25 protein-coding genes and 1 riboswitch are annotated in these 23,203 nt (G+C 57.0%); of the genes, 15 read left to right on the forward strand and 10 right to left on the reverse strand.

The genetic code is table 11. From position 1 onward, the window contains the following. Nucleotide 1: 1 nt before the first annotated feature. A complete protein-coding gene (gene cobI, locus FEE96_RS05305) occupies nucleotides 2–718 on the forward strand; it encodes a precorrin-2 C(20)-methyltransferase (protein WP_171021613.1) in 717 nt (238 codons plus the stop codon). Beyond that, on the forward strand, nucleotides 715–1,470 hold the full coding sequence (gene cobJ / locus FEE96_RS05310) for a precorrin-3B C(17)-methyltransferase (RefSeq protein WP_138161973.1): 756 nt from the start codon (nucleotides 715–717) through the stop codon (nucleotides 1,468–1,470). Before cobI ends, cobJ begins: the two co-directional genes overlap by 4 nt. On the opposite strand, the gene FEE96_RS05315 is transcribed toward cobJ, so the two are convergent. Further along, nucleotides 1,467–2,201: a cobalt-precorrin-6A reductase gene (locus tag FEE96_RS05315; protein ID WP_138161974.1), complete on the reverse strand. Its 735-nt coding sequence runs from the start codon at nucleotides 2,199–2,201 to the stop codon at nucleotides 1,467–1,469. The two genes, cobJ and FEE96_RS05315, sit on opposite strands and share 4 nt — an antisense overlap. Here FEE96_RS05315 and cbiE point away from each other — a divergent pair. The 12 genes from cbiE to FEE96_RS05375 all read left to right on the forward strand — a co-directional run bounded on the left by cbiE (nucleotide 2,200) and on the right by FEE96_RS05375 (nucleotide 10,667). Continuing rightward, a complete protein-coding gene (cbiE, locus tag FEE96_RS05320; RefSeq protein ID WP_138161975.1) occupies nucleotides 2,200–3,387 on the forward strand; it encodes a precorrin-6y C5,15-methyltransferase (decarboxylating) subunit CbiE in 1,188 nt (395 codons plus the stop codon). The two genes, FEE96_RS05315 and cbiE, sit on opposite strands and share 2 nt — an antisense overlap. Then, the gene (locus tag FEE96_RS05325) at nucleotides 3,384–3,764 is read left to right on the forward strand and encodes a cobalamin biosynthesis protein (protein WP_138161976.1); all 381 of its coding nucleotides are present in this window, start codon (nucleotides 3,384–3,386) and stop codon (nucleotides 3,762–3,764) included. The genes cbiE and FEE96_RS05325 overlap by 4 nt, the downstream gene beginning before the upstream one ends. Beyond that, entirely contained in the window at nucleotides 3,761–4,546 is a 786-nt protein-coding gene (gene cobM, locus FEE96_RS05330; RefSeq protein ID WP_138161977.1) for a precorrin-4 C(11)-methyltransferase, read from the forward strand. The genes FEE96_RS05325 and cobM overlap by 4 nt, the downstream gene beginning before the upstream one ends. Then, the gene (locus FEE96_RS05335) at nucleotides 4,546–5,868 is read left to right on the forward strand and encodes a cobyrinic acid a,c-diamide synthase CobB (protein ID WP_138161978.1); all 1,323 of its coding nucleotides are present in this window, start codon (nucleotides 4,546–4,548) and stop codon (nucleotides 5,866–5,868) included. The genes cobM and FEE96_RS05335 overlap by 1 nt, the downstream gene beginning before the upstream one ends. Continuing rightward, on the forward strand, nucleotides 5,865–6,587 hold the full coding sequence (gene cobA / locus FEE96_RS05340) for a uroporphyrinogen-III C-methyltransferase (RefSeq protein WP_138161979.1): 723 nt from the start codon (nucleotides 5,865–5,867) through the stop codon (nucleotides 6,585–6,587). Before FEE96_RS05335 ends, cobA begins: the two co-directional genes overlap by 4 nt. Further along, nucleotides 6,584–6,919, forward strand: coding sequence for a DUF1636 family protein (locus tag FEE96_RS05345; RefSeq protein WP_138161980.1), 336 nt, complete (start codon nucleotides 6,584–6,586; stop codon nucleotides 6,917–6,919). Before cobA ends, FEE96_RS05345 begins: the two co-directional genes overlap by 4 nt. Before the next feature lie 177 nt (nucleotides 6,920–7,096). After that, nucleotides 7,097–7,316, forward strand: a riboswitch (cobalamin riboswitch). A gap of 32 nt (nucleotides 7,317–7,348) precedes the next feature. After that, nucleotides 7,349–7,519, forward strand: a complete 171-nt coding sequence (locus tag FEE96_RS05350; RefSeq protein ID WP_138161981.1) for a CbtB domain-containing protein — start codon at nucleotides 7,349–7,351, stop codon at nucleotides 7,517–7,519. 4 nt (nucleotides 7,520–7,523) lie between these two features. After that, nucleotides 7,524–8,216 (forward strand): CbtA family protein, encoded by a 693-nt coding sequence (locus FEE96_RS05355; RefSeq protein WP_138162147.1) that lies wholly within the window; start codon nucleotides 7,524–7,526, stop codon nucleotides 8,214–8,216. Between the two features lie 61 nt (nucleotides 8,217–8,277). Then, a complete protein-coding gene (locus tag FEE96_RS05360; protein WP_138161982.1) occupies nucleotides 8,278–8,778 on the forward strand; it encodes a hypothetical protein in 501 nt (166 codons plus the stop codon). Between the two features lie 62 nt (nucleotides 8,779–8,840). Next, complete coding sequence (gene cobF / locus FEE96_RS05365; protein WP_138161983.1) at nucleotides 8,841–9,590, forward strand: precorrin-6A synthase (deacetylating); 750 nt, start codon at nucleotides 8,841–8,843, stop codon at nucleotides 9,588–9,590. 120 nt (nucleotides 9,591–9,710) lie between these two features. After that, nucleotides 9,711–10,097, forward strand: coding sequence for a cupin domain-containing protein (locus tag FEE96_RS05370; protein WP_138161984.1), 387 nt, complete (start codon nucleotides 9,711–9,713; stop codon nucleotides 10,095–10,097). 165 nt (nucleotides 10,098–10,262) lie between these two features. Further along, the gene (locus FEE96_RS05375; RefSeq protein WP_171021614.1) at nucleotides 10,263–10,667 is read left to right on the forward strand and encodes a GFA family protein; all 405 of its coding nucleotides are present in this window, start codon (nucleotides 10,263–10,265) and stop codon (nucleotides 10,665–10,667) included. 74 nt (nucleotides 10,668–10,741) lie between these two features. Here FEE96_RS05375 and FEE96_RS05380 read toward each other — a convergent pair whose 3' ends face one another. From FEE96_RS05380 to FEE96_RS05410, 7 genes are all read right to left on the reverse strand, one after another. Continuing rightward, nucleotides 10,742–11,521 (reverse strand): MBL fold metallo-hydrolase, encoded by a 780-nt coding sequence (locus FEE96_RS05380; protein WP_138161986.1) that lies wholly within the window; start codon nucleotides 11,519–11,521, stop codon nucleotides 10,742–10,744. Nucleotides 11,522–11,768: 247 nt separating this feature from the next. Next, a complete protein-coding gene (locus FEE96_RS05385) occupies nucleotides 11,769–12,698 on the reverse strand; it encodes a fumarylacetoacetate hydrolase family protein (RefSeq protein WP_212744735.1) in 930 nt (309 codons plus the stop codon). Between the two features lie 89 nt (nucleotides 12,699–12,787). Then, the gene (locus tag FEE96_RS05390) at nucleotides 12,788–13,627 is read right to left on the reverse strand and encodes a DMT family transporter (RefSeq protein WP_138161987.1); all 840 of its coding nucleotides are present in this window, start codon (nucleotides 13,625–13,627) and stop codon (nucleotides 12,788–12,790) included. Continuing rightward, on the reverse strand, nucleotides 13,624–14,982 hold the full coding sequence (gene pbfA, locus FEE96_RS05395) for a (R)-1-hydroxy-2-aminoethylphosphonate ammonia-lyase (RefSeq protein ID WP_138161988.1): 1,359 nt from the start codon (nucleotides 14,980–14,982) through the stop codon (nucleotides 13,624–13,626). Before pbfA ends, FEE96_RS05390 begins: the two co-directional genes overlap by 4 nt. Nucleotides 14,983–15,052: 70 nt before the next feature. Beyond that, nucleotides 15,053–16,504: a phosphonoacetaldehyde dehydrogenase gene (gene phnY / locus FEE96_RS05400; protein ID WP_245227112.1), complete on the reverse strand. Its 1,452-nt coding sequence runs from the start codon at nucleotides 16,502–16,504 to the stop codon at nucleotides 15,053–15,055. 19 nt (nucleotides 16,505–16,523) lie between these two features. Beyond that, complete coding sequence (phnA, locus tag FEE96_RS05405) at nucleotides 16,524–17,768, reverse strand: phosphonoacetate hydrolase (RefSeq protein WP_138161990.1); 1,245 nt, start codon at nucleotides 17,766–17,768, stop codon at nucleotides 16,524–16,526. 18 nt (nucleotides 17,769–17,786) lie between these two features. Beyond that, complete coding sequence (locus FEE96_RS05410; protein ID WP_138161991.1) at nucleotides 17,787–18,974, reverse strand: 2-aminoethylphosphonate--pyruvate transaminase; 1,188 nt, start codon at nucleotides 18,972–18,974, stop codon at nucleotides 17,787–17,789. A 113-nt stretch (nucleotides 18,975–19,087) separates the two neighbouring features. Here FEE96_RS05410 and FEE96_RS05415 point away from each other — a divergent pair, with 113 nt between their 5' ends. Next, the gene (locus tag FEE96_RS05415) at nucleotides 19,088–19,978 is read left to right on the forward strand and encodes a LysR substrate-binding domain-containing protein (protein ID WP_138161992.1); all 891 of its coding nucleotides are present in this window, start codon (nucleotides 19,088–19,090) and stop codon (nucleotides 19,976–19,978) included. Between the two features lie 40 nt (nucleotides 19,979–20,018). On the opposite strand, the gene FEE96_RS05420 is transcribed toward FEE96_RS05415, so the two are convergent. Both FEE96_RS05420 and FEE96_RS05425 read right to left on the reverse strand, forming a co-directional pair. Continuing rightward, nucleotides 20,019–22,040, reverse strand: coding sequence for a putative 2-aminoethylphosphonate ABC transporter permease subunit (locus FEE96_RS05420; protein WP_138161993.1), 2,022 nt, complete (start codon nucleotides 22,038–22,040; stop codon nucleotides 20,019–20,021). Continuing rightward, nucleotides 22,040–23,176 (reverse strand): putative 2-aminoethylphosphonate ABC transporter ATP-binding protein, encoded by a 1,137-nt coding sequence (locus FEE96_RS05425; protein WP_138161994.1) that lies wholly within the window; start codon nucleotides 23,174–23,176, stop codon nucleotides 22,040–22,042. The genes FEE96_RS05420 and FEE96_RS05425 overlap by 1 nt, the downstream gene beginning before the upstream one ends. Nucleotides 23,177–23,203 lie beyond the last annotated feature (27 nt).

Genomic DNA, 23,203 nt, shown 5'->3' on the forward strand with positions numbered 1-23,203 from the left:
CATGGGTAAAATCATCTGCGCAGGCCTCGGCCCCGGCGACCCCGACCTGATGAGCCTGCGCTCGTACCGCGCCATTCAGGGCGCGCGCCACATCGCCTATTTCCGCAAGGCCGGATACGAGGGTCAAGCCCGTCGTCTGGTCGACGGCATGCTGCCCGAGGGCGCGGCGGAATATCCGATGGAATATCCGGTCACGACCGAGATCCACTTCACGGACCCGGAATACAACCGCATCCTCGGCGCCTTTTATGACGAATGGGCCGGCACCCTGACCGAAATGGCCAAGACCGACGATGTGGTTGTGCTCTGCGAGGGCGACCCCTTCCTCTACGGCTCTTTCATGCATCTGCACATCCGCCTAGAAGGCCGCGCCGAGGTCGAGATCATTCCCGGCATCACCGGCATGTCTGGTTGCTGGACCGCCACCGGTTTGCCCATCACCTGGGGTGACGACGTACTGACCGTCGCCATGGCCACCCTCTCCGAAGATGAACTGGCCAAGCGCGCCGCCGATACCGACGCTTTGGTGATCATGAAGATCGGCCGCAACCTGCCCAAGCTGCGCCGCGCATTGGAACGCGCTGGTCGCCTTGAGGATGCCTGGCTGGTTGAAAGGGGAACCATGACAGATCAAACCGTGCAAAAACTTACTGATGTCACGGGCAAAGTGCCTTATTTCTCGATAGTCATCTTGCACGGCCAAGGACGCCGCCCATGACCCAGACAGACGCAGGTTGGGTCAAGATTGTTGGCCTTGGCCCCGGCAATGAAACCATGGTCACCGTGCAGGTGCAGGACGTTCTGGCCGAGGCCACCGATGTTGTCGGCTATATCCCATACGTCAAACGCATTCCCGAACGCCCCGGCCTAACCCTGCACGCCACGGACAACCGGGTTGAAATCGAACGCGCCACCCATGCGCTGGAAATGGCCGCCGCAGGCCAGCGTGTCGCGGTGGTCTCCTCCGGTGATCCCGGCGTCTTTGCCATGGCCTCAGCTGTGTTTGAGGCTTTGGAGGTAGGCAAGCCCGACTGGCTGGATCTCGATATCCAAGTCCTACCCGGCATCACCGCCATGCTCGCCGCATCCGCCCGTATCGGCGCACCGATGGGCCACGACTTTGCCGCCATCAACCTCAGCGATAACCTCAAACCCTGGTCCCTGATCGAAAAGCGCCTGCGTCTCGCGGGTGAGGCCGGTTTTGCCATGGGCTTTTACAACCCGCGCTCCAAATCCCGCCCACATCAGTTTGGCCGCGCCCTTGAAATACTGCGCGAGGCCTGCGGCGGCGACACACTCATTTCCTTTGCCCGAGATGTCTCCAAACCGGGCGAGACGATCACCACAGTCACACTAAATGAAGCAACACCCGCGATGGCAGACATGCGCACGGTTGTTATAGTGGGCAATGCTGACACCCGCCGCGTCGGCCGCCATGTCTACACACCGCGCTATGCAACCGAAGGCTAAGAATGCTCCAGCCACGTCATAACCTCGCCAAGGCTGCGCAGGATCTTCCGATCCGGCACCTGCGGCCTGTCGATCATCACGATCGGCACGCCCAGTGCCCGCGCGGCATGCAGCTTGGCCTCGGCACCCACGCCTCCAGCATTTTTGGCGACCACATGGGTGATCCCATGCTCTGCCATCAGGGCCTGATCACCCGCAGCATCAAATGGCCCCCGCGCCACCACAACCGCGCAATCCGGCAGCGGCAGCGCTGCCTCGGGCGCATCCACCAACCGCAACAGGTAATGGTTGCCCGGCTTGGCAGCAAAGACATCCAGATTCTGCTTGCCAATCGCCAGAAACACCCGCGCGCCACTCTGGGGCAGCGCCTCCACAGCCCCCTGCATATCGGCGACACGACCCCAGCTATCCCCTTCTCCAGCCTCCCACGGCTGCCGCTCCAGCGCACAGAGCGCAACGCCTGCCTCGCCACAACCTGCAACCGCATTGGCACTCATCTGCGCGGCAAAGGGATGGGTGGCATCCACCACATGGGTGATGCCCTCACTGCGCAGGTACTCGACCAGCCCAGCCACACCGCCAAACCCGCCCAGCCGCATAGGCAACGGCTGCGACGCCGGGCGCGCGGTTCGGCCGGCGTAACTAAACACCGCGTCCCGCCCGGCCACCGCCAGCTGTTTCGCCAGCGCCGAGGCCTCGGTTGTGCCCCCCAGCAAAAGGATACGTGTCATGTCTGATCCCTGGTTGTCGATCATCGGTCTGGGCGAAGATGGACTGAGCGGCCTATCAGATGCAAGTCGATCTGCGCTGGACAAGGCCGAGATCATCTTTGGCGGACCACGTCATTTGGAATTGGTTGATGCCGGGGATCGAGGCCAAGCATGGCAGGTGCCCTTCACCATTGATCCGGTAATGCAGTCCCGTGGCAAACAGGTCGCGGTTCTGGCATCAGGCGACCCATTTTGGCACGGCGCTGGCGGCTCTCTCGCCACACATCTCGCGCCGGGTGAATGGATCTCTTATCCGGTGCCCTCGACCTTCGCACTGGTGGCCAATCACATGGCCTGGCGGATCGAGGATACGCTCTGCCTTGGCCTCCATGCGGCCCCTTTTGAACGCCTGCTGCCCGTGCTGGCCCCCAACACGCAACTGATCTGCACCTTACGCGATGGCGCGGCACCGGTAGAACTGGCCGCATGGCTTACCCAACAAGGTTTCGGCGAAACTCAGATGGCGGTGATGGAACGCCTCGGCGGGCCAAACCAGCGGGTGCGCAGCGCCCGCGCCGATGCTTTTGACCTCGACGATATACAGGCTCCGGTTGCCGTGGCTCTGGCCGCCATGGGTAATCCCGGTCTGCCCCGCGCCTCGGGCCTGCCGGACGACCTGTTCCACCACGACGGCCAGATCACCAAACGCCCGATCCGCGCCCTGACGCTGTCAGCCCTCGCTCCGCGCCCCGGCCAGCTCTTGTGGGACATCGGCGGTGGCTCTGGCTCAATCTCAGTCGAGTGGTGCCTCGCGGCCCCCGGTGCCCGTGCGTTGATATTTGAACAGCGTACGCACAGGTCTGAAAATATTAACCGCAACGCGGCAAAGTTTGGCCTTACCCATCGCATGAGCCTGGTTATCGGACAGGCCCCGCAATCGCTAGAGACCCAGGAACTGCCAGACACCGTATTCATCGGCGGCGGCGCGTCACAGGCGTTGCTAGATCAGCTATGGCAAATCCTGCCCGCTGGCACTCGCATCATTGCCAATGGCGTAACCTTGGAAACCGAAACCCTGTTAATGACTGCCCACGCCCAACATGGTGGCCATCTGATGAAGGCCGAGATTGCCGAATCAGGCCCCTTGGGCTCCATGCGCGGCTGGGAGCGCGCCCGCCCCGTCCTGCAATGGAGCGTCACTCGATGAAGGTAGCAGGTATCGGATTTCGCCAATCGGCCAGCACCGCCGACCTGCGCGCCGCAATTGCGCTAACCGGCTGTGCCCAGCCCGACGCGCTGGCCTCAATCGCAGCCAAGGCCAGCGCCCCGCAGATGCAGCAACTGGCCACCGACATGGGCCTGCCAGTGATCGCGCTGGCCGAAGACGATATTCAAGGCATTGAAACGCCGACCCAATCCAGCCGGATCCAAGCCCGTTTTGGCACCGGATCCCTGGCCGAGGCCACAGCCCTCGCCGCCGCCAAACAAGGCCAGCCAGATGCAACCGTGCAACTGCTGGCCCTCCGCGTTATTACAGACAATGGCCTTGCCACTGCGGCAATTGCCCAAAGGACACCCACATGACCGTACATTTCATCGGCGCTGGCCCCGGCGCCGCCGACCTGATCACCCTGCGCGGCCGCGACCTGATCGCCTCTTGCCCCGTTTGCCTCTATGCAGGCTCCTTGGTGCCCGAGGCCCTGTTGCAGCACTGCCCGGACGGTGCCCGCATCATCAACACGGCATCCATGTCGCTGGATGAAATCATCGCTGAGATCAAAACGGCGCATGACGCCGGTCACGACATCGCCCGCCTGCATTCCGGAGACCTCTCGGTCTGGTCAGCCATGGGCGAACAACTGCGCCGCTTGCGCGCTATGGATATCCCCTACGACGTCACCCCCGGCGTTCCCGCCTTTGCCGCCGCCTCGGCAGCACTTGGGGCAGAATTGACCCTACCCGGTGTCGCCCAGTCGCTGATTCTGACCCGCACTTCGGGCCGCGCGTCATCCATGCCCGACGGTGAAACACTTGAAAACTTTGCCAAAACCGGTGCCACCCTGGCCATTCACCTCTCGGTGCATGTGCTCGAGGAAGTCATCTCACGCCTGACGCCCCATTACGGCGGCGACTGCCCCGTGGCCATCGTCTGGCGCGCCACCTGGCCTGACCAGCGCGTGATCAAGGCAACGCTTGAAACCTTGGAAGACGCCACCGGCGGCGAACGCGGCCGCACCGCGCTGATCCTGGTCGGCCGCGCCATCGGCGCCGAAGAATTTGACGAAAGCTGTCTGTACGCGGGCGACTACGACCGCCGCTATCGCCCCATCGGCACCGACCCGCGCTTTCCGGAAGGAACCGAGTAATGGCGCATGCACAAAATCCCCCCGGCCTGATGATCTCCGCCCCCTCCTCAGGCACTGGCAAAACCACCGTAATGCTAGGCCTGTTGCGCGCACTAGCCGAAGACGGCTTGTCTGTGCAGCCCTTCAAATCCGGGCCTGACTATATCGACCCGGCCTTCCACCTCGCCGCCGCCAAGCGCGCCTCGTTCAACCTCGACACATGGGCGATGGACGACACGCTTCTGGATGCCGTCGCCTCACAGGCCGAGGGCGCTGAAATCTGTATCGGCGAAGGCTCGATGGGCCTATACGACGGCGTTGCCACCCGGGGCCAAACCGCCTTTGGCACCAGCGCCGAAACCGCCAAACGCATGGGTTGGCCGGTCATTCTGGTGGTTGATGTCGGCGGTCAGGCGCAGTCTGCCGCCGCCACCGCACTCGGCTTCAAGAACTACGACCCCGAAGTCCCCTTTGCCGGCGTCATCCTGAACCGCGTCGCCAGCCCGCGCCATGAGCGGCTCACTCGGCTGGGCATGGAAAAGGCGGGCATCAAGGTGCTTGGCTCACTACCCCGCCGTGGTGACTTGACCTTGCCCGAACGCCACCTTGGCTTGATCCAGGCGGTTGAACACCCCGATCTCGAAGAAGCCATTTCAGGTTACGCAACCTTCCTGCGCGACAACGTGGACCTTGACGCAATCAAAGCTGCCGCCCTGTCTGGCCCTGCCCCAACCGCCCAGCCGCTGCCAACCCCACCCGCACAGCGCATCGCGCTGGCCCGCGACGCGGCATTCTCGTTCACCTACCCGCACCTGCTGACTGGTTGGCGCAACGCCGGGGCCGAGATCCTGCCGTTCTCTCCATTGGCAGACGAAGCCCCCGCTGCGGACGCCGATCTGGTTTGGCTCCCCGGCGGCTATCCTGAACTGCACAGCGGCACCCTCGCAGCAGCAGAAACCTACCGCGCCGGCCTACGCAAACATGCAGAGACCAAACCTGTCCACGGCGAATGTGGTGGCTACATGGCCCTGGGCGAAGCGCTGATCGACAAGCAAGGTAACCGCCACCAGATGGCCGGGCTACTGGGACTGGTGACCTCCTACGAAAAACGTAAGTTCCATCTGGGCTATCGTCGCGCTGTTTTGGGCGCAAATATGCCCGGTTTTAAGGCAGGTTGCGCATTACGTGGGCATGAATTCCATTATTCCACCATTCTGGACGAACCGGACGCCCCATTGGCAGATGTCTTTGACGCTGACGGCAACCCCGTGCCAGAAACCGGCTCAATCAAAGGTCATGTCACTGGCACCTTCTTTCATCTGATCACCGGAGAAACCACATGAGTGGATTTGTCAGCTTTGTCTCTTCAGGCCCGGGCGATCCTGAGTTGCTGACGGTCAAGGCTGTTAAACGTCTGAAGGCCGCGGATGCTGTGCTGTTCGATGATCTGTCGTCCGGGCCGATCCTGAGCCATGCATGTGACGACGCTGATCTGGTTGGTGTCGGCAAACGGGCCGGTCGTCCCTCTCCTAAACAAGACCACGTCAGTAAACTGCTGGTGGACTACGCCCGGTCCGGCGCCAAGGTTGTGCGGCTAAAGTCCGGCGATTCCGGTGTCTTTGGTCGGCTGGAGGAAGAAATCACAGCCCTGCGCGAGGCAGGTATCAAATACGAGGTCATTCCCGGCGTTACCGCAGCCTCAGCAGCAGCTGCGGCGGCAGGTATCCCTCTGACCCGCCGCTTGACCGCAAGACGGTTGCAATATATCACCGGCCATGACGTGACCGGAGAGCTGCCCGAGGATCTGAATCTAACCGCGCTGGCCGATGCCAATGCGACCACTGTGGTCTATATGGGCAAACGCACCTTTGCTGCGCTGGCCGAGCTACTGGTAACCCATGGGTTACCCCCCGAGACCCCGGCCATGCTGGCGCTGGCCATTTCCACCCCGGATCAGGAACTGTCGCATCACACCGTGGGTGAGCTGCCCACACTGCTACGGGAACTCAAAACTACCGCGCCGGTGCTGATCCTCTATGGGCCTTTGGCTGACCCGGAATGACCATCCCAACCCTGACCCTGTGCCGCACCTGCCGAGACGCTGATCCGACTCTGCCGGAACAATTGCGCGAGGCCATTACCGGAGCAGGGCTGGACGTCAAACTACAACAAGTTGACTGCATGTCCGGCTGCAAACGCCCACAAACCCTGTCGGTGCGCCAAGCCGGCAAGACCGCCTATTTGTTTGGCGAGGTTTTAACAGCGGATATTCCCGACATCCTGACCTTTCTGCGCCTGTTCGCCGAGACCAAGGACGGCAACCTTGCCGATGCTCGCCCAATCAGTGGGTTGCGGTTCAAGGCCATCGCCCGAATCCCTGCGGACATCGACTAGCATCACTTCTTTGTCTGGGTCGCTTGCGGCCCGGACATGCGCCTGCCCGCCCCAAGGCGGGCGCATTCTGCGCCCACCCGCGCAGTTGCACGTCCTATGTGACGAGTTGAGTTGCATTAAGTCGCAACAACCCTCCCAAACCGTCGGTTTCAAACTTGACCCCCCGATACCCAATAAGGCACATTGGCATTATATGGTGTCCGCACAGCGCAAAGCGTTAGGACTGAAACGGGAATGAGGAACGGCGGACCCAATTGCGGCGTCGAGACCTCAACCGCCCCCGCGACTGTGAGTGGCGAGCGGCTTTCCAAACCACTGTCGGGCAACTGCCCGGTGGGAAGGGGAAAGTTGGCTGTGACCCACGAGTCAGGAGACCGGCCATGTGGAACGCAATTGATGCCGTCGGGTGTGACGGTAAGGAGAGATGATATGACGACTAAAACACTGAACGCTTCCGCCGCTGGCCTTGGTTTTCTGCCAGCCGTATTCGCAATCGTTCTGGGCCTGGGTGTTGTTACCCTGACTGGCCACGTACAGGCAGCCGCCCTGCATGACGCCGCGCATGACGTGCGTCACGCAACTGGCTTCCCCTGCCACTAAGCAGATGTACACCCGAATTTTGACCAGCGCGTTGTTCGCTGGTGCTGCAGCAGGGCTGATTGCCGCCCTGCTGCAGTTGGTATTTGTGCAGCCTGTTCTGCTCCACGCCGAGCTTTATGAGTCCGGTGAACTGGTGCATTTCGGCGGCACACCTGTTTCTGCACATCCCGAACTGCCGGGTTTTGACCTGATGCGTGATAGTCTCAGCATCGTGTTCACCATGCTGACCTATACAGGTTACACGCTGGTGATGGTGGCGCTGATGTCCATGGCCGAAGGTCGTGGGGCCGCGATCAATGCGCGTACCGGCCTGATCTGGGGCATCGCAGGTTTCATCGCCTTTCACCTAGCACCGGGGTTCACCCTGGCACCCGAAGTTCCGGGTGTTGCTGCTGCTGATGTTGGCGACCGGCAAGTCTGGTGGACTGCAACAGTGGCAACTGCTGGTGCAGCCATGTGGTTGATTGCCTATGGTGGCAACAAGATCAGCTACCTGATTGCTGTTGCGCTGCTTATGGCACCGCACCTGATCGGTGCACCCGAGCCTGACAGCTTCTCAGGTCCGGTACCAACCGAGATCGGCGCTCTGTTTGCCGCCCGCGCCTTTGGCGTTGGTCTGGCCGCATGGGCCCTGGTGGGCACCTTTGCTGGATACTTCTGGCAGACCGAAGGTGAACGAGCCGAGGCCTCAGCCTAATCAAAGCTCCCTCCCCCTTCGCCATAACTGGCGGAGGGGTTTTCATTCATGAGGAAGAAGAATGTCCCGCCCTCTCGCACTATTTGCCATTGGCCTGATTTTTGGTGGCGCAGCTGGATTTGTCATAGCCGCCGGAAACGGTGTTACCTTTACTGGCCATGATCACAACGATCCTGCCCAACATGGTGGCGACGAAAGCCACGCGGAAATGTCCAGTCACGACCATGCCGCTGCGGTGAACCTGCCCGCAGGGGAAAATGCCCCCGGTCTGGAAGTCAAAGTCACCAAGGATCCGATGGCCGGTTGGAACCTGCACGTCATGCCGCAGAACTTCCGCTTTTCACCTGAAAACGCTTCGAAAGAGGATGTCGACGGTGAAGGCCATGCGCATGTCTACATCAATGGTACCAAACTCGGCCGCCTGTACGGTAACTGGCTGCACATCGGTGACCTGCCCAAGGGCAACGTCGAAGTGAAAGTCTCGCTGAACGCCAACAGCCACAGCGCATTGCTGGTTGATGGTGCACCGATCGAAGCCTCGGTTTCGCTGTTGGTCGAGTAACGGCCAAGTTTAAAACACGTCACGGCCCTTTATCGGGCCGTGTACTACTTCTGGAGCTTTCTATGATCGACCTGACCCTGATTGGCATCGGCACCGGCAACCCACAGCACCTGACGTTGCAGGCCATTGAGGCCCTGAACGCTGTAGATCTGATCCTGATCCCCAACAAGGGCGCGGGCAAGGATGATCTGGCAGGCCTACGTCGCGAGATCTGCGATCAGGTGATCCGGAACCCGGATGTCAAAATCACTGAGTTCGACCTTCCCACGCGCGACCCCAAAACCACCGACTACCGTCAGCGCGTGGACGATTGGCACGACGCCATTGCAAGGGTTTGGGCAGATAAGATCGCCACCCACCTGCCCCAAGGTGGCAAAGTTGGTTTCCTGGTCTGGGGTGACCCCTCGCTCTATGACAGCACCATGCGTATTGCCGATCGTTTGCAGCGTCAGCAAAAGATCAATCTGTCTGTAGTTCCTGGTATCACCTCGATTCAGGCCCTGACGGCCAGCCACGCTATCCCGGTGAATGAAATCGGCGCGCCGTTCACCATCACCACCGGCCGTCAGCTTCGCGATCATGGCTGGCCCGACAGCGCTGACACACTGGTGGTCATGCTGGACGGAGAATGCTCGTTCCAGAGCATTGAGGCCGCAGACACTCATATCTGGTGGTCGGCCTATGCTGGCATGCCCGAAGAGATCCTGATCTCTGGCTCATTGAGTGATGTAAGCCAGCGCATTGTGGACACCCGCGCCGCAGCCCGAGCCGACCATGGCTGGATTATGGATATCTACCTGCTGCGCCGGTAGCGCTCTGCGATCCTTGCCCTAAGTCAACGCCTGCGCTTCCATCATCAGTCCGCAACTTGACAGAGCCGATATCTCCTTCAATCCTTATTGGGTAGTAATTCATCGACCAATAGGACAGCCATGGCCAACCCAGATACAACGCCGGTAAAATGTACTCGACTTTATGCTGATCCGGCAGGAGAAAGCCATTTCGAAGAAATTGAGTTTAACCTGAGTTCAGTCCAATACGCGCCCCCAGCCCCAGCACTGGATATTTCTGAACCTACAGCCGCGAGCAGTTTTTTCTGGCTAAGGTTTCCCAGAGACTGGACCGATGCCGCCCATCCCTCGCCGAGCAGACAGTTGTTCATAGTGATTGAGGGCAAAGTCGAAGGTTGGACCAGCGGTGGTGAAACGCGCGTGTTTGGGCCCGGTGATCGTTTACTGATGGAAGACACATCCGGCAAAGGTCATGGAGCAAGGCCGCTGCAAGGTGAAGCCCTGGCCATTGTGGTGGTGCTGCAATAGCGGCCCCTGAACTGCACCGAATACAGGCCGACATCTCTTCTTTTCGTCCTGAATGTTCGGAACACCTTTCGTTCACGGAAGTGGATTCAACTGGGGCTAACGGCTTGCGGCGTACTTGTGTTCACGTTATGTTCACGTCAAAATGGCACCTTGAAAGGATATCACGTGATCAACGGAAGCTGCCTTTGCGGCACTGTAAAATTTCAAATCTCGGGCGAGCCGTCGTCATTGAGCTACTGCCACTGCTCCCGGTGCCGCAAATCGGCAGGCGTGTTTTCTGCGGTGTTAATCGGCAAGGCTGACGACCTGTCGATCACGCAAGGAGAGGATGCGATTGCCCGGTTCATGCCAGAAACGGACGCCAAGTTTGAACGCTGCTTTTGCAAGACATGCGGCACCTCACTCGGCGACATGGCGTCCGGGGATTACTATGTGGTTGCGGCCTCTGCTCTGGATGATGATCCCAAGATACGGCCAACCGTTCACATCCACACCGCGTCAAAACCTGACTGGTATGAAATCGTTGATGACCTGAAGAAGTTTGACGGCGATTATATCCCTGAGGCTTGAGCCGCAGCGATAGTCGCAAACCCCGATGGCAGCTTGTAAAACCAACCGGTGGTTTTACAAGCTGCCAAATAGCTTTAGACTATACCTTTCCCCTTGCCGTACCAGTCCCCTTGTTCAACTCGAATTGCGCTGTCTAGCAGGCCGGCAAAGGCAATAGGGTCCTGGCTCCCACCGTCTTTGCCGCGATAATGATAAGGGATGACCACGGATGGCTTAAACTCGTTCACCGCACTGGCAGCGGCCTTGATATCCATCGTAAACGGCAGGTTCATGCACAACAGCGCAACGTCAATATCTTTCAACGCCCTCATTTCGGGTACATCTTCCGTATCGGCAGACAGATACAGGCGCATACCTCCAATCGTCAGGACATATCCGTTGTCGCGCCCTTTGGGGTGAAACTTCAATCGACCTTCGGTGGTGTTGTAGGCTGCAACTGCTTCAATCCCTATTGGGCCAAATCTGGTGGTATCCGCGTTGCCAATGACCTCTGCTCGATCCGCCAATTCACCCGTCATTTTGTCGTACGCGCCCTTATTTGAGATCAGTGTTGTCCCTTCGCGCATTACTGCAGCCAGTGTTTCATTGTTCAGGTGATCACCGTGATGGTGCGTGATCAGCACGAGATCGGCAGGCGGCAAGTCCGCATACTGTGCTGGATCCTCTACTGGATCTGCGTAGATCACACCCATCGGGGTTTCGATAACAAGGGAGGCATGCGAAACGGGTGTCAAACGAACAGCGCCATCAGCAAACTGCAAATCATGTCCACTTGCATTTGCGAGACAGGGCAACACAGAAATTGTCCCAGCTGCGGCTACTGTGGACTGCAAAAACATACGTCGGGAAAACATATCTACCTCCGGTTTGGGGTCAGGAAATTCAGCCTTGGACGAGGTGGTAAGTCACGAACTCAGCTGAGTTGCGACTGGTTTAATGTCATGTCTAATCAAGCGGGCTTGTGCCTGGAGAAAAATGGGCACGAACCAATGTTGGGCCATCATACTACAAATCTGGGTCTTTCGATAGCTAGACCATGGTAACGAATGAGACAGGCCACAAACATCATTTCCTTTCAATACCCGGCCTTCGTCATATTTGTCAGCGCTCTTTGACAATCCGGTTGGCCAGAACACCGATCCCCTCAATCTCGAGCTCAAACTGATCTGCGGGGTTCAGACGTCTGCCTGTTTCCATCCCACAACCTGTCCCCACAGCCCCAGAGCCGATAAGCTCACCTGGGTAAATCGTTTCCGACGCAGAAATATGGGCAAGGATGGCACCAAAATCATGCTGCATATCCCGGCTGTTGCCTCCGCCCCAATGCTCTCCGTTCACGCGCACTTGCATTTCCAATGCGGCTGGATGCAGCACCTCGTCCGCAGTTAGAATATAGGGACCGATGATGTTACCTGTATCAAAATCCTTGCCCTTGGCCGGCCCCAGCTGACCCGCCATTTCCGCCATCTGCGCATCGCGCGCTGAGATGTCATTCAGGATTGTATAACCAAAAATATGGTCAGGTGCTTGCTCCTGCGTGATGTCTTTACCCTGCTTGCCGATAACAATCGCCAGCTCCAGTTCAAGATCCAGATGTTCTGCGTAGTGCGGCCAGATCACGTCAGCCCCATGCCCGACAAAAGACATCCGATTGCCCTTGTAGTAAATCGGCTGCCGATACCAGACCTTTGGAATGGAGAACCCCCGACCGGTCAGCCGTTCAGCAGCCGCAAAGCTATTTTCCAAGTGTTTTTTGAAGGCCAGACAATCGCGATACTGCACCGGTAAGATTGGTGGCAGAAACGAAACCTCTTCAACATGCAGACAGGCGGCTCCGGGTGCAAGATCAAGCAAGGCAGTGGCCTGTGCAAGCCCTTGCTCACCGCTGTGGATCAGAGAAAGCATATCAGCAAAGGCAGTAGGATCCTGTTCCAGAAACGTGGCTGACTGCGCCAAGTCCAGTAACGTTCCACGCTCCATCACGGCAACAACGCGGGGTTTGCCATCATACATCACTGTTGCTAGTCGCAAGGCGCTCCTCCTTGTTCAACCGGCTTGTTCGTTCCGGTGTCCCATTGAAACTACAACGGAATCCAAGAGGCGCCACTCTTTTTGCTAAGCTATTTGGTCAACCCGATACAGATGATACCCAAGGACACAATGACACCCGCGAGCAAACGTCGACGTTTGGGACCTTCGCCAAACCACATCACGCCTATCATCGCGGCAAAAATAACCGAAGTTTCGCGTACGGCCGACACAACACCCAGCGGCGCCATTGTGTTGGCGTATAACACTAACCCATAAGCGGTGCCTGATAGCACCCCACCTAGATAGCCCAGGACCAGGGTTTTTGCCTTGGTTTGCCGCAGCCGTTGCCACCGGGTGCCAAAAACAAAAATCGCGACTGCCAGTTCAGAGACATAAAGCCAACCAATGTAACCCATTGCGTTGTCTGCTTGGCGGACACCTACGCCATCGACCAGTGAATAAGACGCCACAATGACGGCGGCCCCCACTGCCGCCAAAACGCCACCAAGCGGTATGCCGCCACGCACAATGCCCTTGGTCAGGATCAGCACACCACCGGAGATGGTGAACACACCAACCCAGGCCAACCAGGGCAGTGTCTCGCCCACCCAGAACTGCGCACCCAATGCAATCAGCACCGGAGACAGCCCTCGGGTTATTGGGTAGATCATGCTTAGATCGCCCAACCGATAGGCAACGTTCAGCAAGAAATAGTAGCCCCAGTGGATCACAGTTGACGCAATGACATAGGGAACAGCCCCCCAGCCGGGGGATGGATACATCATGACAAGTATCACACCCGGCACCACATGCCCGAGCGCGATCATCCCCAACATAATCGTCTTGTCGCCCGCTCCTTTAACAACGGCGTTCCAAAAAGCGTGCAGGAACGCCGCACCAAGGACGATTAGAAAGGTGGTCGAACTCACACGGTTTCATCCTTGATTGCAGCGATGACGATATCCAGTGCGACGTCCAAATCTTCGCGGGATATGGTCAGTGGTGGCGACAGTGTCAGCACTGACCCCTGTGAGATCTTGTAGCTGAGCCCTGCCTCCAGACAGGCGTAATAGATCTTTTCAGCACGGCCGACATCGGGGGTTTTGTCGGTGTTGTTATTGACGATCTCCACCCCAAACATCAGTCCACGACCTCGGATATCCGCGACAATTGAAAGATCATCCAATTGGTTGTGTAACTTAGCCAGCGCATAATCTCCAAGTTCGGCGGCGCGTTCGACAAGCCCGTCTTCTTGGATAATCTGAATTGTGGTCAGGGCCGCACGGGCCGTAACCGGGTTTTTTTCATGGGTGTAATGCCCGATGGCAAAGTCACCACAGACATCCAGTTCAGGACGCACGATACAGGCGGCTATTGGCAAGATCCCACCGCCAAGGGCCTTGCCCACAGTCAGAATATCCGGAACAATCTCATCATGTTCACAGCAAAACATCTTGCCGGTTTTGCCCAGTCCCGTTGGAATTTCATCCAAGATCAACAGCGCGCCATGTTTATCACAGATCGCGCGGATCGCCTTCCAGAAACCGGGCGGTGGCACGATCGGCACTGCGCGCATGGCCTCGGCGATGACAGCTGAGACATCCCCTTCACGTTCCAACACATAATCGAGCATATTGGCGCAGGCCGTGGCACTGGCTTCGAGCGTTTTGTGACCATAGGGGCAACGAGTTGGGTGGAACGGTGCGATGTGTTCAGTGCCCGGCAGTAGCGGCCCGGCAATATGGCTGCGAAACGTTGCTTCGCCACCAACCGACGAAGCACCAAGGCCCGCGCCGTGAAAGGCATCCCAAAAGGAGACTGTTTTGAATCGGCCAGTGGCTGCACGCGCAATCTTCAGAGCCACTTCATTAGCGTCAGATCCGCCGGTGGTGAACAGGATCTTGCTCAAATCGCCGGGAGCTATTTCAGTCAGCTTTTCGGCCAGTTCCACAGCCGGATCATTGGTGAAACGACGTGGGGCAAAGGGCAGATCATCCAGCTGGGCCTTAATAGCTGCAATCAGTTTGGGGTGGCCATAACCGATATGGTGGACCGAGTTGCCATGGAAATCCATGAACCGGTGACCATCTTTGTCCTCAATCCAGATGCCATCCGCCTTGGCGATGGTGCTGACACAAGGGCTGGACAGGCTTTGATGTAGAAACGCTTCGGAATCGCGCGCCAGCAGGGGTTTGGATTTTGGGCCGATGGACTTTTTCAGCCAGGCTTTGCGGGCGTCCGAGGTATTGGACTCCCCTTCGGTGTGTACGATCTGGGGTGTCATGATGCCTCGACCAGTAGTGTGGAAAAAAGCGGGGCCCAGTTGGGGCCCCGCAGTCGGGGAGAGTTCCGGGTTAGTTGGGCCAGGGCAGCGAGTAAGTCTTGACGTTGGTGAAGAACTTCATCGCCTCAGTCACGCCTTCTTTGACGCCATTACCGCTGTCCTTGATGCCGCCAAAGGGCGAGGTTTCAATGCGGTATCCGGGTTGCTCCCAGATGTTGCATGTGCCCACGTCCAGCCCATTGATGTAAGAAATCGCCCGGTTCAGGTCATTGGTGCAAACACCGGACGACAGGCCAAAATCGGTTGAGTTCGAGATTGCCATAACCTCTTCATCATTGTCTGGCACCCGCACGATTGGCACGATGGGTCCAAAAGTTTCTTCCATCACCAGCTCGCTGTCATGAGGTACGTGGTCAACCACGATGGGAGGCAGCAATGCGCCCTGACGGCCGGGATGATAGAGGATTTTTGCCCCTTCTTTCTCGGCCTGATAGACGCGGTTTTCAAAAATCTCAGCCGCCTGGGAATGGATCACACAGCCCAGTTGCGTTTCAGGATCCTGTGGATCACCGAACTTGATCGCCTTGGCTTTTTCCAGAACCAGCGGCACAAATTTGTCGGCTACACTTTCCTGCACCAGGATACGCTTGATCGCTGTGCAACGCTGGCCCGAGTTTCCAGTCGCACCGGCCACAGCAATTGTTGCGGCCTTTTCCAGGTCTTCATCACTCAGATCGTTGCAGATGATCAGCGGGTCATTTCCGCCCAATTCCAGCGCTTGGCGCTTGTAACCGGCTTTGTCCGCAATGATTTTCCCCACAGGCACACCACCGGTAAAGGTGATGATGTCGATGTTATCATTGGTGATCATTTCATCACCGATGTCCTGCGGCAGGCCAGTAACGATCTGGAACATTTCTGGCGGCAAACCGGCATCATACAGAATATCCGCCAACGCAATTGCCGTCAGCGGTGTCAGTTCAGTTGGTTTGCAGACCATGCAGTTGTTGGTAGCAATCGACGGTGCGATCTTGTGGCTGACCATGTTCAACGGGTGGTTAAACGGTGTGATCGCTGAGATCGTACGCACAGGTTCCCGCTTGGTATAGATCTTGCGGTCCTTACCGTTGTGGGTCAAATCACAGGAAAAAATCTCACCGTCATCATTCAGCGCCTGATGCGAGGCAAACTGGTAGACGTCCTGCGCGCGTTTGGTCTCGTAAATGGCGTGCTGGTGGCAGATGCCCAGTTCCAGTGTCAGCCATTTGGCCAGATCCTCGCGCCGCTCGCCAATCAGCTCACCAGCGCGTTGCAGGATCTGGCTGCGCTCATAGCGGGTGAGTTTGGACTTATAGTTGGCAGCAATTTCAAAGGCCTGCCGGGCGTGCTCGGCGGTGCCCGCAGGCACCGTTCCGATCACTTCATCCGTGTAAGGATACTTCACCTCGATCACGTTATCGGTAAAGACTGTCTTGCCCCCGATACGCATACCTTCGTGGCGAACTTCGATCTTGTCTGCCATTGTCTGGTTATCCTTCATATCAAAGCGCCGCCGCGGTGGTGGCGTAGAAAAACGCATCAAAATTGCGCAGATCCGGTTTGCTGCCCAGATCGATCACACGGTTGACGATGAAGGGGACAACCTGCTCGGTCAATCCGCCATGGCTGCGCAGTGGTTCATTCAGGGCGGCCAGATCGTGACGGTGCTCAGAGGTGCCGATGCAGATATTTTCGCCTGAGACCATGACGATATCGCCAATACGGTCGGCAGGCAGTTCAAAATCTTCGACAGCACGTTCTCGGGTCAGAACATGGGTCATACCCGGGATGGCCTGCAAGCGAGCGACCACGTCGTTCCGATCAGCGCCATCAGGCAGATAGGCGGTGGCAAAAGATCCCAGCGCGCCGTGGTGTACCACATAAGGGTCAGTGATTGGCAGGATCACCCGCGCTGCGGCCTCACCCAGCCATTCGTCCAACACGTCCTGCACATAGATCACCGCAGGCGAACCATCGGCCAGATGCTTGGGTTTCATGCCGTGGTCGGCAGTGACAACAATCGCTGCGCCCATTTCGTCCAGCTGTGCCAGATACTTGTCGAACATTTCATAGAACGACTTCGCATCGGCCTGATCGGGTGCATATTTGTGCTGCACATAGTCGGTGGTGGTCAGGTACATCACGTCCGGCTGCCACTCGGCCAGAAGTTTGACGCCCGCAGCAAAGACGAATTCGGACAGATCAGCCGAATAGACTTCGGGCTGAACCATGCCCAGCCATTTGCTGGCCTCGTCCTGACCGTGCTCCGCAGCCGTCGAAGTATCGGATTTCTCGGCCGAGAAACACTTGGCGCGGTCATCGTCAAATGACAGGCCAGCACCCAGCAATGCGCGCAGCTTGTCTTTGGCAGTGACAATCGCCACCTTAGCACCGGCCTCGTAGAACTTAGAGAACACTGTGGGCGCGCGCAGGAAACGCACGTCGTTCATCATAACTTCCTCACCGGTTTCCGGCTCGTAGAGGAAGTTACCACAGATACCATGCACGATTGGCGGACGACCGGTGGCGATGGACAGGTTGTTGGGGTTGGTGAACGATGGGATCACCGAGTGGGCTAGCCGGTCAGTGCCAGTTTCACGCATACGTTTCAGCGTTGGCATCAGACCATCAGCGATGGCCTTATCCAGGTACTCAGGCTCGCAGCCGTCCAGACAGATCGCAATCGCGCAGACCTTGGGGGTGGGATAAATGCGGCCATTGGCTTCGACAGGGGATATAGTAGTCATGGGTCTTCCTTTACGTATTCAGGCCGCCAATTTGGCGCGTTCTTCTAGTGCTCGGGCGGGAGGTGTCGCGGTTTTCACGCCCATCTCTGCCAGAGTATCCTTTGCTGCGGCAATCACCTGCCGCATTACATGTTCATCCATCTGGCCAATGCAGCCTATGCGGAAACTTTCAACCACAGTGAGCTTGCCGGGATAGATGATAAAGCCCTTTGCCTTCATCAGATCGTAAAATTCGCTAAAGACGAATTTCGGATCTGCCGGGCAGAAAAAGGTAACGATGATGGGCGACAGCCAGCGATCTTTGAGCAGGGTTTCAAAACCCAACTCGCGCAGACCAGCCACCATCACATCGCGGTTGCGGGTGTAGCGTGCGCCGCGGCCCTCGACCCCGCCTTCAGCCTCATGGGCGCGCAGGGCTTCAAGAAAGGCAGCAACCACATGAGTAGGTGGCGTGAACCGCCACTGGCCGGTTTTGTTCATAGTGGCCCATTGGGCATGCACGTCCAGACTGATCGAGGTGCTGTTGCCTTTGGCGGCTTCCAGCTCGGACTTGCGGGCAATGATAAAGCCAAATCCGGGTACGCCTTCGATACACTTGTTGGCCGAAGACACCAGCGCCTCATAGCGCACCTGTGCCACTTCCAGCGGTATCGCACCAAAGGCTGACATGCTGTCGACCAGCAACTTGCGCCCCGCAGCGTAGGTCACCTGCGAAATTTCCTCCACCGGGTTCAAGATACCAGAACTGGTTTCACAGTGGATCGCCACCACATGAGTAATGGCCGGATCATCCGCCAGGATCTGCGCCACTTCGTCGCCGCGCGGCGGCAGGTAATCACCTTTGTCCAAGATCACATGATCGCGGCCCAGATATGCAAGGGTCTGAGCCGTGCGCTGGCCATAAGCTCCATTGGCCAACACCAGAACCTTGCCGTCACGCGGCACAAAGCTACCCAACATTGCCTCAACCGAAAATGTGCCACTGCCCTGCATTGGAACGCAGTCAAAGTCATCTGCGCCCTGCCCCAGCATCGCCAGCAGCCGTCTGCGCATTTCAGCAGTCATGGCGCGGAAGTCATCATCCCAACTGCCCCAGTCGCGCAACATGGCTTCTTTTACAGCATATGAGGTGGTTAGCGGCCCAGGCGTCAGCAGGTAAGGTTCGCCCAGACGGGGGGATTCTATCGCGTTATCTCGGCTGGTCATGGTGGTCTCCGAACACTCTTTTCAAGGTAAGCATTGCGGCATGTCTGCCCATATGTAAAATTGTAAAAAACGATTAATCTATAGGTTCCCCCTATAGCACAAGGAAGCTGTTCATGCGCCATAGCCAATTGAAGGCATTTCATCATGTCGCCCTATTGGGAGGCTTCTCTCGTGCGGCTGAATCACTGCACCTGACACAACCGGCAATTTCAGAACAGGTTCGCAAATTGGAACAAGAACATGACGTTTTATTGTTCAGCCGGGATCGTAAACGGGTTCGGCTGACAGATGCTGGCGAACGCTTGTTTCTGATGACCAAACAGTATTTTGAGATCGAACAGCATATCCACGACTATATGTCCGAAACCAGCGCTGCGATTGATGGCACCCTGCGTATCATCGCAGATTCAGCGCATCACGTTACGGACATTTTGCGAACTTTTCGGACCAGGTATCCCAATGTCACTGTCAGTTTGCGCGTGGGTAACACTGGCGAAATCCTGGAAGAACTGCGTGCCTATAACGCCGAGATAGGCGTCGCTGGCAGCCCATCACCGGGAAAAGACATGGAAGTGTTGGATCTGGGAGCCACTGAAATTATTGGATTTGCCAGCAAAGGGTTACTACCGGCGGGAAAAACAACTGTAACCCTGAAGGAACTGTCAAAAATGCCACTGGTTTTCCGAGAAGTTGGCTCAAAAACTCGGGAGAAGCTGGTTCAGGAGGCGGCAAAACAACGTATTGCCCTCACCCCAGCAATTGAAGCGGAAGGACGCGAGGCTGTACGCGAAGTGGTGGCTTCGGGAGCTGGAATTGGGTTTGTTTCATTGGCAGAGTTTGGTCACGATGAACGACTGGTGCCAATTCAGGTCGTCGGTACCAATATTGCCATGAGTGAATCGTTGGTTCATCTCGGCCAGCGGCGGGACGTCAAAGTGATCCGGGCCTTTATGGATTGTGCCCGCGGCATACAGACAAAAAAAGTACCCCCTGCCAAAGTTTGACCTTAGACAGGGGGAATACTCGTTAACAACGCAGTGGTATTTAGCGCGCGCGCCAGGCCTGTGTCCGCCGCAGAATGCCCTTGGAGGCAATCAGGTGCAAAATGCGGGCCGCAGCATTGGTGTAGAAGATCATCATGCCCATCGCCGCTGCAGGCGCGATATCCCCTGCATCATCCATGTTGAGGACCGCGATTGATGCCAGGGAGGTTTTTGGTGAGTACAAAAACACCACCGCTGACACCGTGGTCATTGCGTTGACGAACAGGTAGATCGAAATATCAAGCACCGCTGGCATACAAACGGGCACCGTGACCCGGCTGAACAGTTTCAGGGTTGGCTGTTTTAGAGACGCCGACACCGATTCAAATTCACGATCCATCTGCTTCAATGCCGTCACCGCCGTCAGGTGCGACACAGTGTAGAAGTGTGTGACAGCGGAAATAACCAGAATGGCCATGGTTCCATAGATCACATTCAGCGGATTGGATGGGTTGTTGAAGAAGAAGATGTAGGCAAGGCCCAGAACCATTCCCGGAATAGCCATCGGCAACATCGCGATCATCTGGAATAGGGATCGCCCAACCCGAAAGCCTTTGGATTTTTCAACCAGATAGGCCCCAAAGAAGATAACTGCGGTCCCTACAACTGCTGTGATCAGACCAAGCTTGATCGAGTTGTAGTAAGACCCCCAACCGCCGCCATCCATTTTGTCGAACTGGTAGTTGTTCAGAGACAGGCTTAGATCATAGGGCCAAAACTTGATCAGCGCAGCAAATTGGCAAACCGCAAGGATTCCGACAATGAAGAGACCAACCAGGCTGGAATAGACCAAGAAGATCCGATCCATCTTTGGATTGGGATTGGGTTGATAGGGAACTGATCGCGCCGAAAGCGCAGCAACCTGTTTGCTTTGCACATACCGATCCAGTGCGAAGGCAAAGATGGCCGGAATGATCAGAACAACGGAAACCACCGCGCCCATCTCAAAGTTTTGCTGACCAATCACCTGCTTGTAGATATCGACTGCCAGTACGTTGAACTGACCTCCGATCACTTTGGGCAAACCAAAATCGGTGATGACAAGATTGAACACCACAAAGCTGGCGGAAATCAGGCCATAGCGCGCACCGGGAATGGTAACAGTCCAAAAGGTGCGCCATGGCGTGGCCCGTAACGACGACGCTGCCTCGTATAGCCGCGCATCAGAAATCGCCAGCGCGGTTGAGATGATCAGAAAAGCATGGGGAAAGGTGAAGAACACTGAACCGATGACAATGCCAATTGGGCCATAGATGCTAGCTCCAAAGAGCAGTTCCTTGAGCATGCCCTGATTGCCGAACAGATAGACCAGTGCAATCCCCGGCAGCAGCGAAGGTACCAGGATTGGAGCCATTGCAATCAGCCGGAACACTCCTTTGAACCGCATGCAGCTTCGGTTCAGAGCATAGGCAAACCAAAAGGCCAGCGTTACAGTAACCACGGTGCTGAGAACTGCGATAAACAAAGAGTTCTTGATCGAGTTGAACAAGGCCGGGGTGGAGAAGTAATTGACAAAGTTATCGAAGCCCGTGGATTTCACAGGGCGCAGCTGAACGCGGCGAAAGCTGTTACTGTCTAAGGTGGTCCATTCGGCATCATCATGCAGGGTGGAGCCCACCAGAAAGCGCCCGCCTGGCTGAGCGTTGCGGATCTGGTACATCACCGGACTGCGGAAACTGAAATCAGGAAACAGCTGGGTGACTGGCAGGCGGCTATCTGAGCCGGCGCTCAAATCAGCATCGGAATAGGCACCCGTTGCGACATTCAAATCGACAGGGTTCAAGATCGCCCCATCAAACACGCCGTCCTGATCAGAAACCTGCATTTCATACTGTGACAGCTCAAACCGATAGGTCGAAAAAGACTTCGACAGCATTGCGTAGAGCGGAAAGGCCAGCGTCACCACCAGATACAAGGCGATCACAATCATACCGCTGCGCATGATGATATCATCACGGCTCAACTTACTTTTGATCACTGGGCCCGGTGGCATCGACGAGATATTGGTTGACGGGCTGGTCATCAGTTTGCCTCCACACGCGGGAAGGCCATCAGACGGTCCTGCGGCAGTTCAACCACCATGTCCTTGCCCTCTTCCAGCTCAAACCGGCGCACGGCATTGATGGAGAAATCAGCAATAAGCTCGGATGCGCCAAAGTACTCATTTTGCAAGCGACAACGCCAGAACGATCCTAGAAACTCCATCTCTGCCAGCTTGACCGTGAATACGTTTTCCGGATCTCCGATAACGTCTGTTTCGTCGGGCGCACTTGTGCCGTTGCCGTGGGGGATCACGTCTTCGGGCCGGATGGCCGCTACAATAGTTTCACCGTCGGAGAAGTGGTGGGTCTGGCTTTTTACAATATCACTGTCTGCGCCAATCGAAATACCTGCCTTACCCCTAGCGGTTGCCGGAAGCTGGTTCATTTCGCCAATGAAATCAGCCACAAACAAGTTGGCCGGTTCGCGATATATCTCGGTTGGAGAGCCGACCTGTTCGATCACCCCCTGGTTCATCACAACAATCTTGTCCGCCATGGTCAGCGCTTCTTCCTGGTCGTGTGTCACCATGACTGTGGTCACACCCAGTTTACGCTGCAGCTCCTTGATTTCATGACGCAGGTGAACCCGCACCTTGGCATCCAGCGCCGACAGCGGTTCATCCAGCAAAAGCAAGCCTGGGTTGGTGGCGATGGCGCGCGCCAATGCGATGCGTTGTTGTTGTCCACCTGACAGTTGTGCAGGGTACTTTGTGCCCTGTTCTGGCAGACCTACAAGCTCCAGAAGCTCATGAACGCGCACGGCAATTTCTGATTTATCGCGTCCGGTATTTTCCAGGCCAAAGGCGATGTTCTTCTCAATCGTCAGATTGGGAAACAGGGCGTAAGACTGGAAAACGATACCGAAATCGCGTTCCGAAGGCGGCAGGTTCGACACATCCTTGCCATCCTGCATAACAGAGCCTTTGGTCTGCAGATCCAACCCGGCGATCGCCCGCAGCAAGGTGGTTTTTCCGCAGCCCGAAGGCCCGAGGAAACAAATAAATTCACCCTCGTGTATGTCCAGGGATATGTCTTTCAGAGCCAGGAATTCGCCAAAGGCTTTCCAGAGGTTCGAGATACTCAGGTAGAGTTCGCCTGATGCTGTTGCTTGCGTCACGGAATTGATCCTTCGGTCTGCGCTTTG

The sequence above is a fragment of the Parasedimentitalea maritima genome, assembly GCF_005771405.1.
Classification (GTDB): Bacteria; Pseudomonadota; Alphaproteobacteria; order Rhodobacterales; family Rhodobacteraceae; genus Parasedimentitalea; species Parasedimentitalea maritima.

Coding starts and splice junctions, on each gene's coding strand:
- cobI (WP_171021613.1), top strand. CDS start 2: ATGGGTAAAATCATCTGCGCAGGCCTCGGCCCCGGCGACCCCGACCTG.
- cobJ (WP_138161973.1), top strand. CDS start 715: ATGACCCAGACAGACGCAGGTTGGGTCAAGATTGTTGGCCTTGGCCCC.
- cbiE (WP_138161975.1), top strand. CDS start 2,200: ATGTCTGATCCCTGGTTGTCGATCATCGGTCTGGGCGAAGATGGACTG.
- FEE96_RS05315 (WP_138161974.1), bottom strand. CDS start 2,201: ATGACACGTATCCTTTTGCTGGGGGGCACAACCGAGGCCTCGGCGCTG.
- FEE96_RS05325 (WP_138161976.1), top strand. CDS start 3,384: ATGAAGGTAGCAGGTATCGGATTTCGCCAATCGGCCAGCACCGCCGAC.
- cobM (WP_138161977.1), top strand. CDS start 3,761: ATGACCGTACATTTCATCGGCGCTGGCCCCGGCGCCGCCGACCTGATC.
- FEE96_RS05335 (WP_138161978.1), top strand. CDS start 4,546: ATGGCGCATGCACAAAATCCCCCCGGCCTGATGATCTCCGCCCCCTCC.
- cobA (WP_138161979.1), top strand. CDS start 5,865: ATGAGTGGATTTGTCAGCTTTGTCTCTTCAGGCCCGGGCGATCCTGAG.
- FEE96_RS05345 (WP_138161980.1), top strand. CDS start 6,584: ATGACCATCCCAACCCTGACCCTGTGCCGCACCTGCCGAGACGCTGAT.
- FEE96_RS05350 (WP_138161981.1), top strand. CDS start 7,349: ATGACGACTAAAACACTGAACGCTTCCGCCGCTGGCCTTGGTTTTCTG.
- FEE96_RS05355 (WP_138162147.1), top strand. CDS start 7,524: ATGTACACCCGAATTTTGACCAGCGCGTTGTTCGCTGGTGCTGCAGCA.
- FEE96_RS05360 (WP_138161982.1), top strand. CDS start 8,278: ATGTCCCGCCCTCTCGCACTATTTGCCATTGGCCTGATTTTTGGTGGC.
- cobF (WP_138161983.1), top strand. CDS start 8,841: ATGATCGACCTGACCCTGATTGGCATCGGCACCGGCAACCCACAGCAC.
- FEE96_RS05370 (WP_138161984.1), top strand. CDS start 9,711: ATGGCCAACCCAGATACAACGCCGGTAAAATGTACTCGACTTTATGCT.
- FEE96_RS05380 (WP_138161986.1), bottom strand. CDS start 11,521: ATGTTTTCCCGACGTATGTTTTTGCAGTCCACAGTAGCCGCAGCTGGG.
- pbfA (WP_138161988.1), bottom strand. CDS start 14,982: ATGACACCCCAGATCGTACACACCGAAGGGGAGTCCAATACCTCGGAC.
- phnY (WP_245227112.1), bottom strand. CDS start 16,504: ATGGCAGACAAGATCGAAGTTCGCCACGAAGGTATGCGTATCGGGGGC.
- phnA (WP_138161990.1), bottom strand. CDS start 17,768: ATGACTACTATATCCCCTGTCGAAGCCAATGGCCGCATTTATCCCACC.
- FEE96_RS05410 (WP_138161991.1), bottom strand. CDS start 18,974: ATGACCAGCCGAGATAACGCGATAGAATCCCCCCGTCTGGGCGAACCT.
- FEE96_RS05415 (WP_138161992.1), top strand. CDS start 19,088: ATGCGCCATAGCCAATTGAAGGCATTTCATCATGTCGCCCTATTGGGA.
- FEE96_RS05420 (WP_138161993.1), bottom strand. CDS start 22,040: ATGACCAGCCCGTCAACCAATATCTCGTCGATGCCACCGGGCCCAGTG.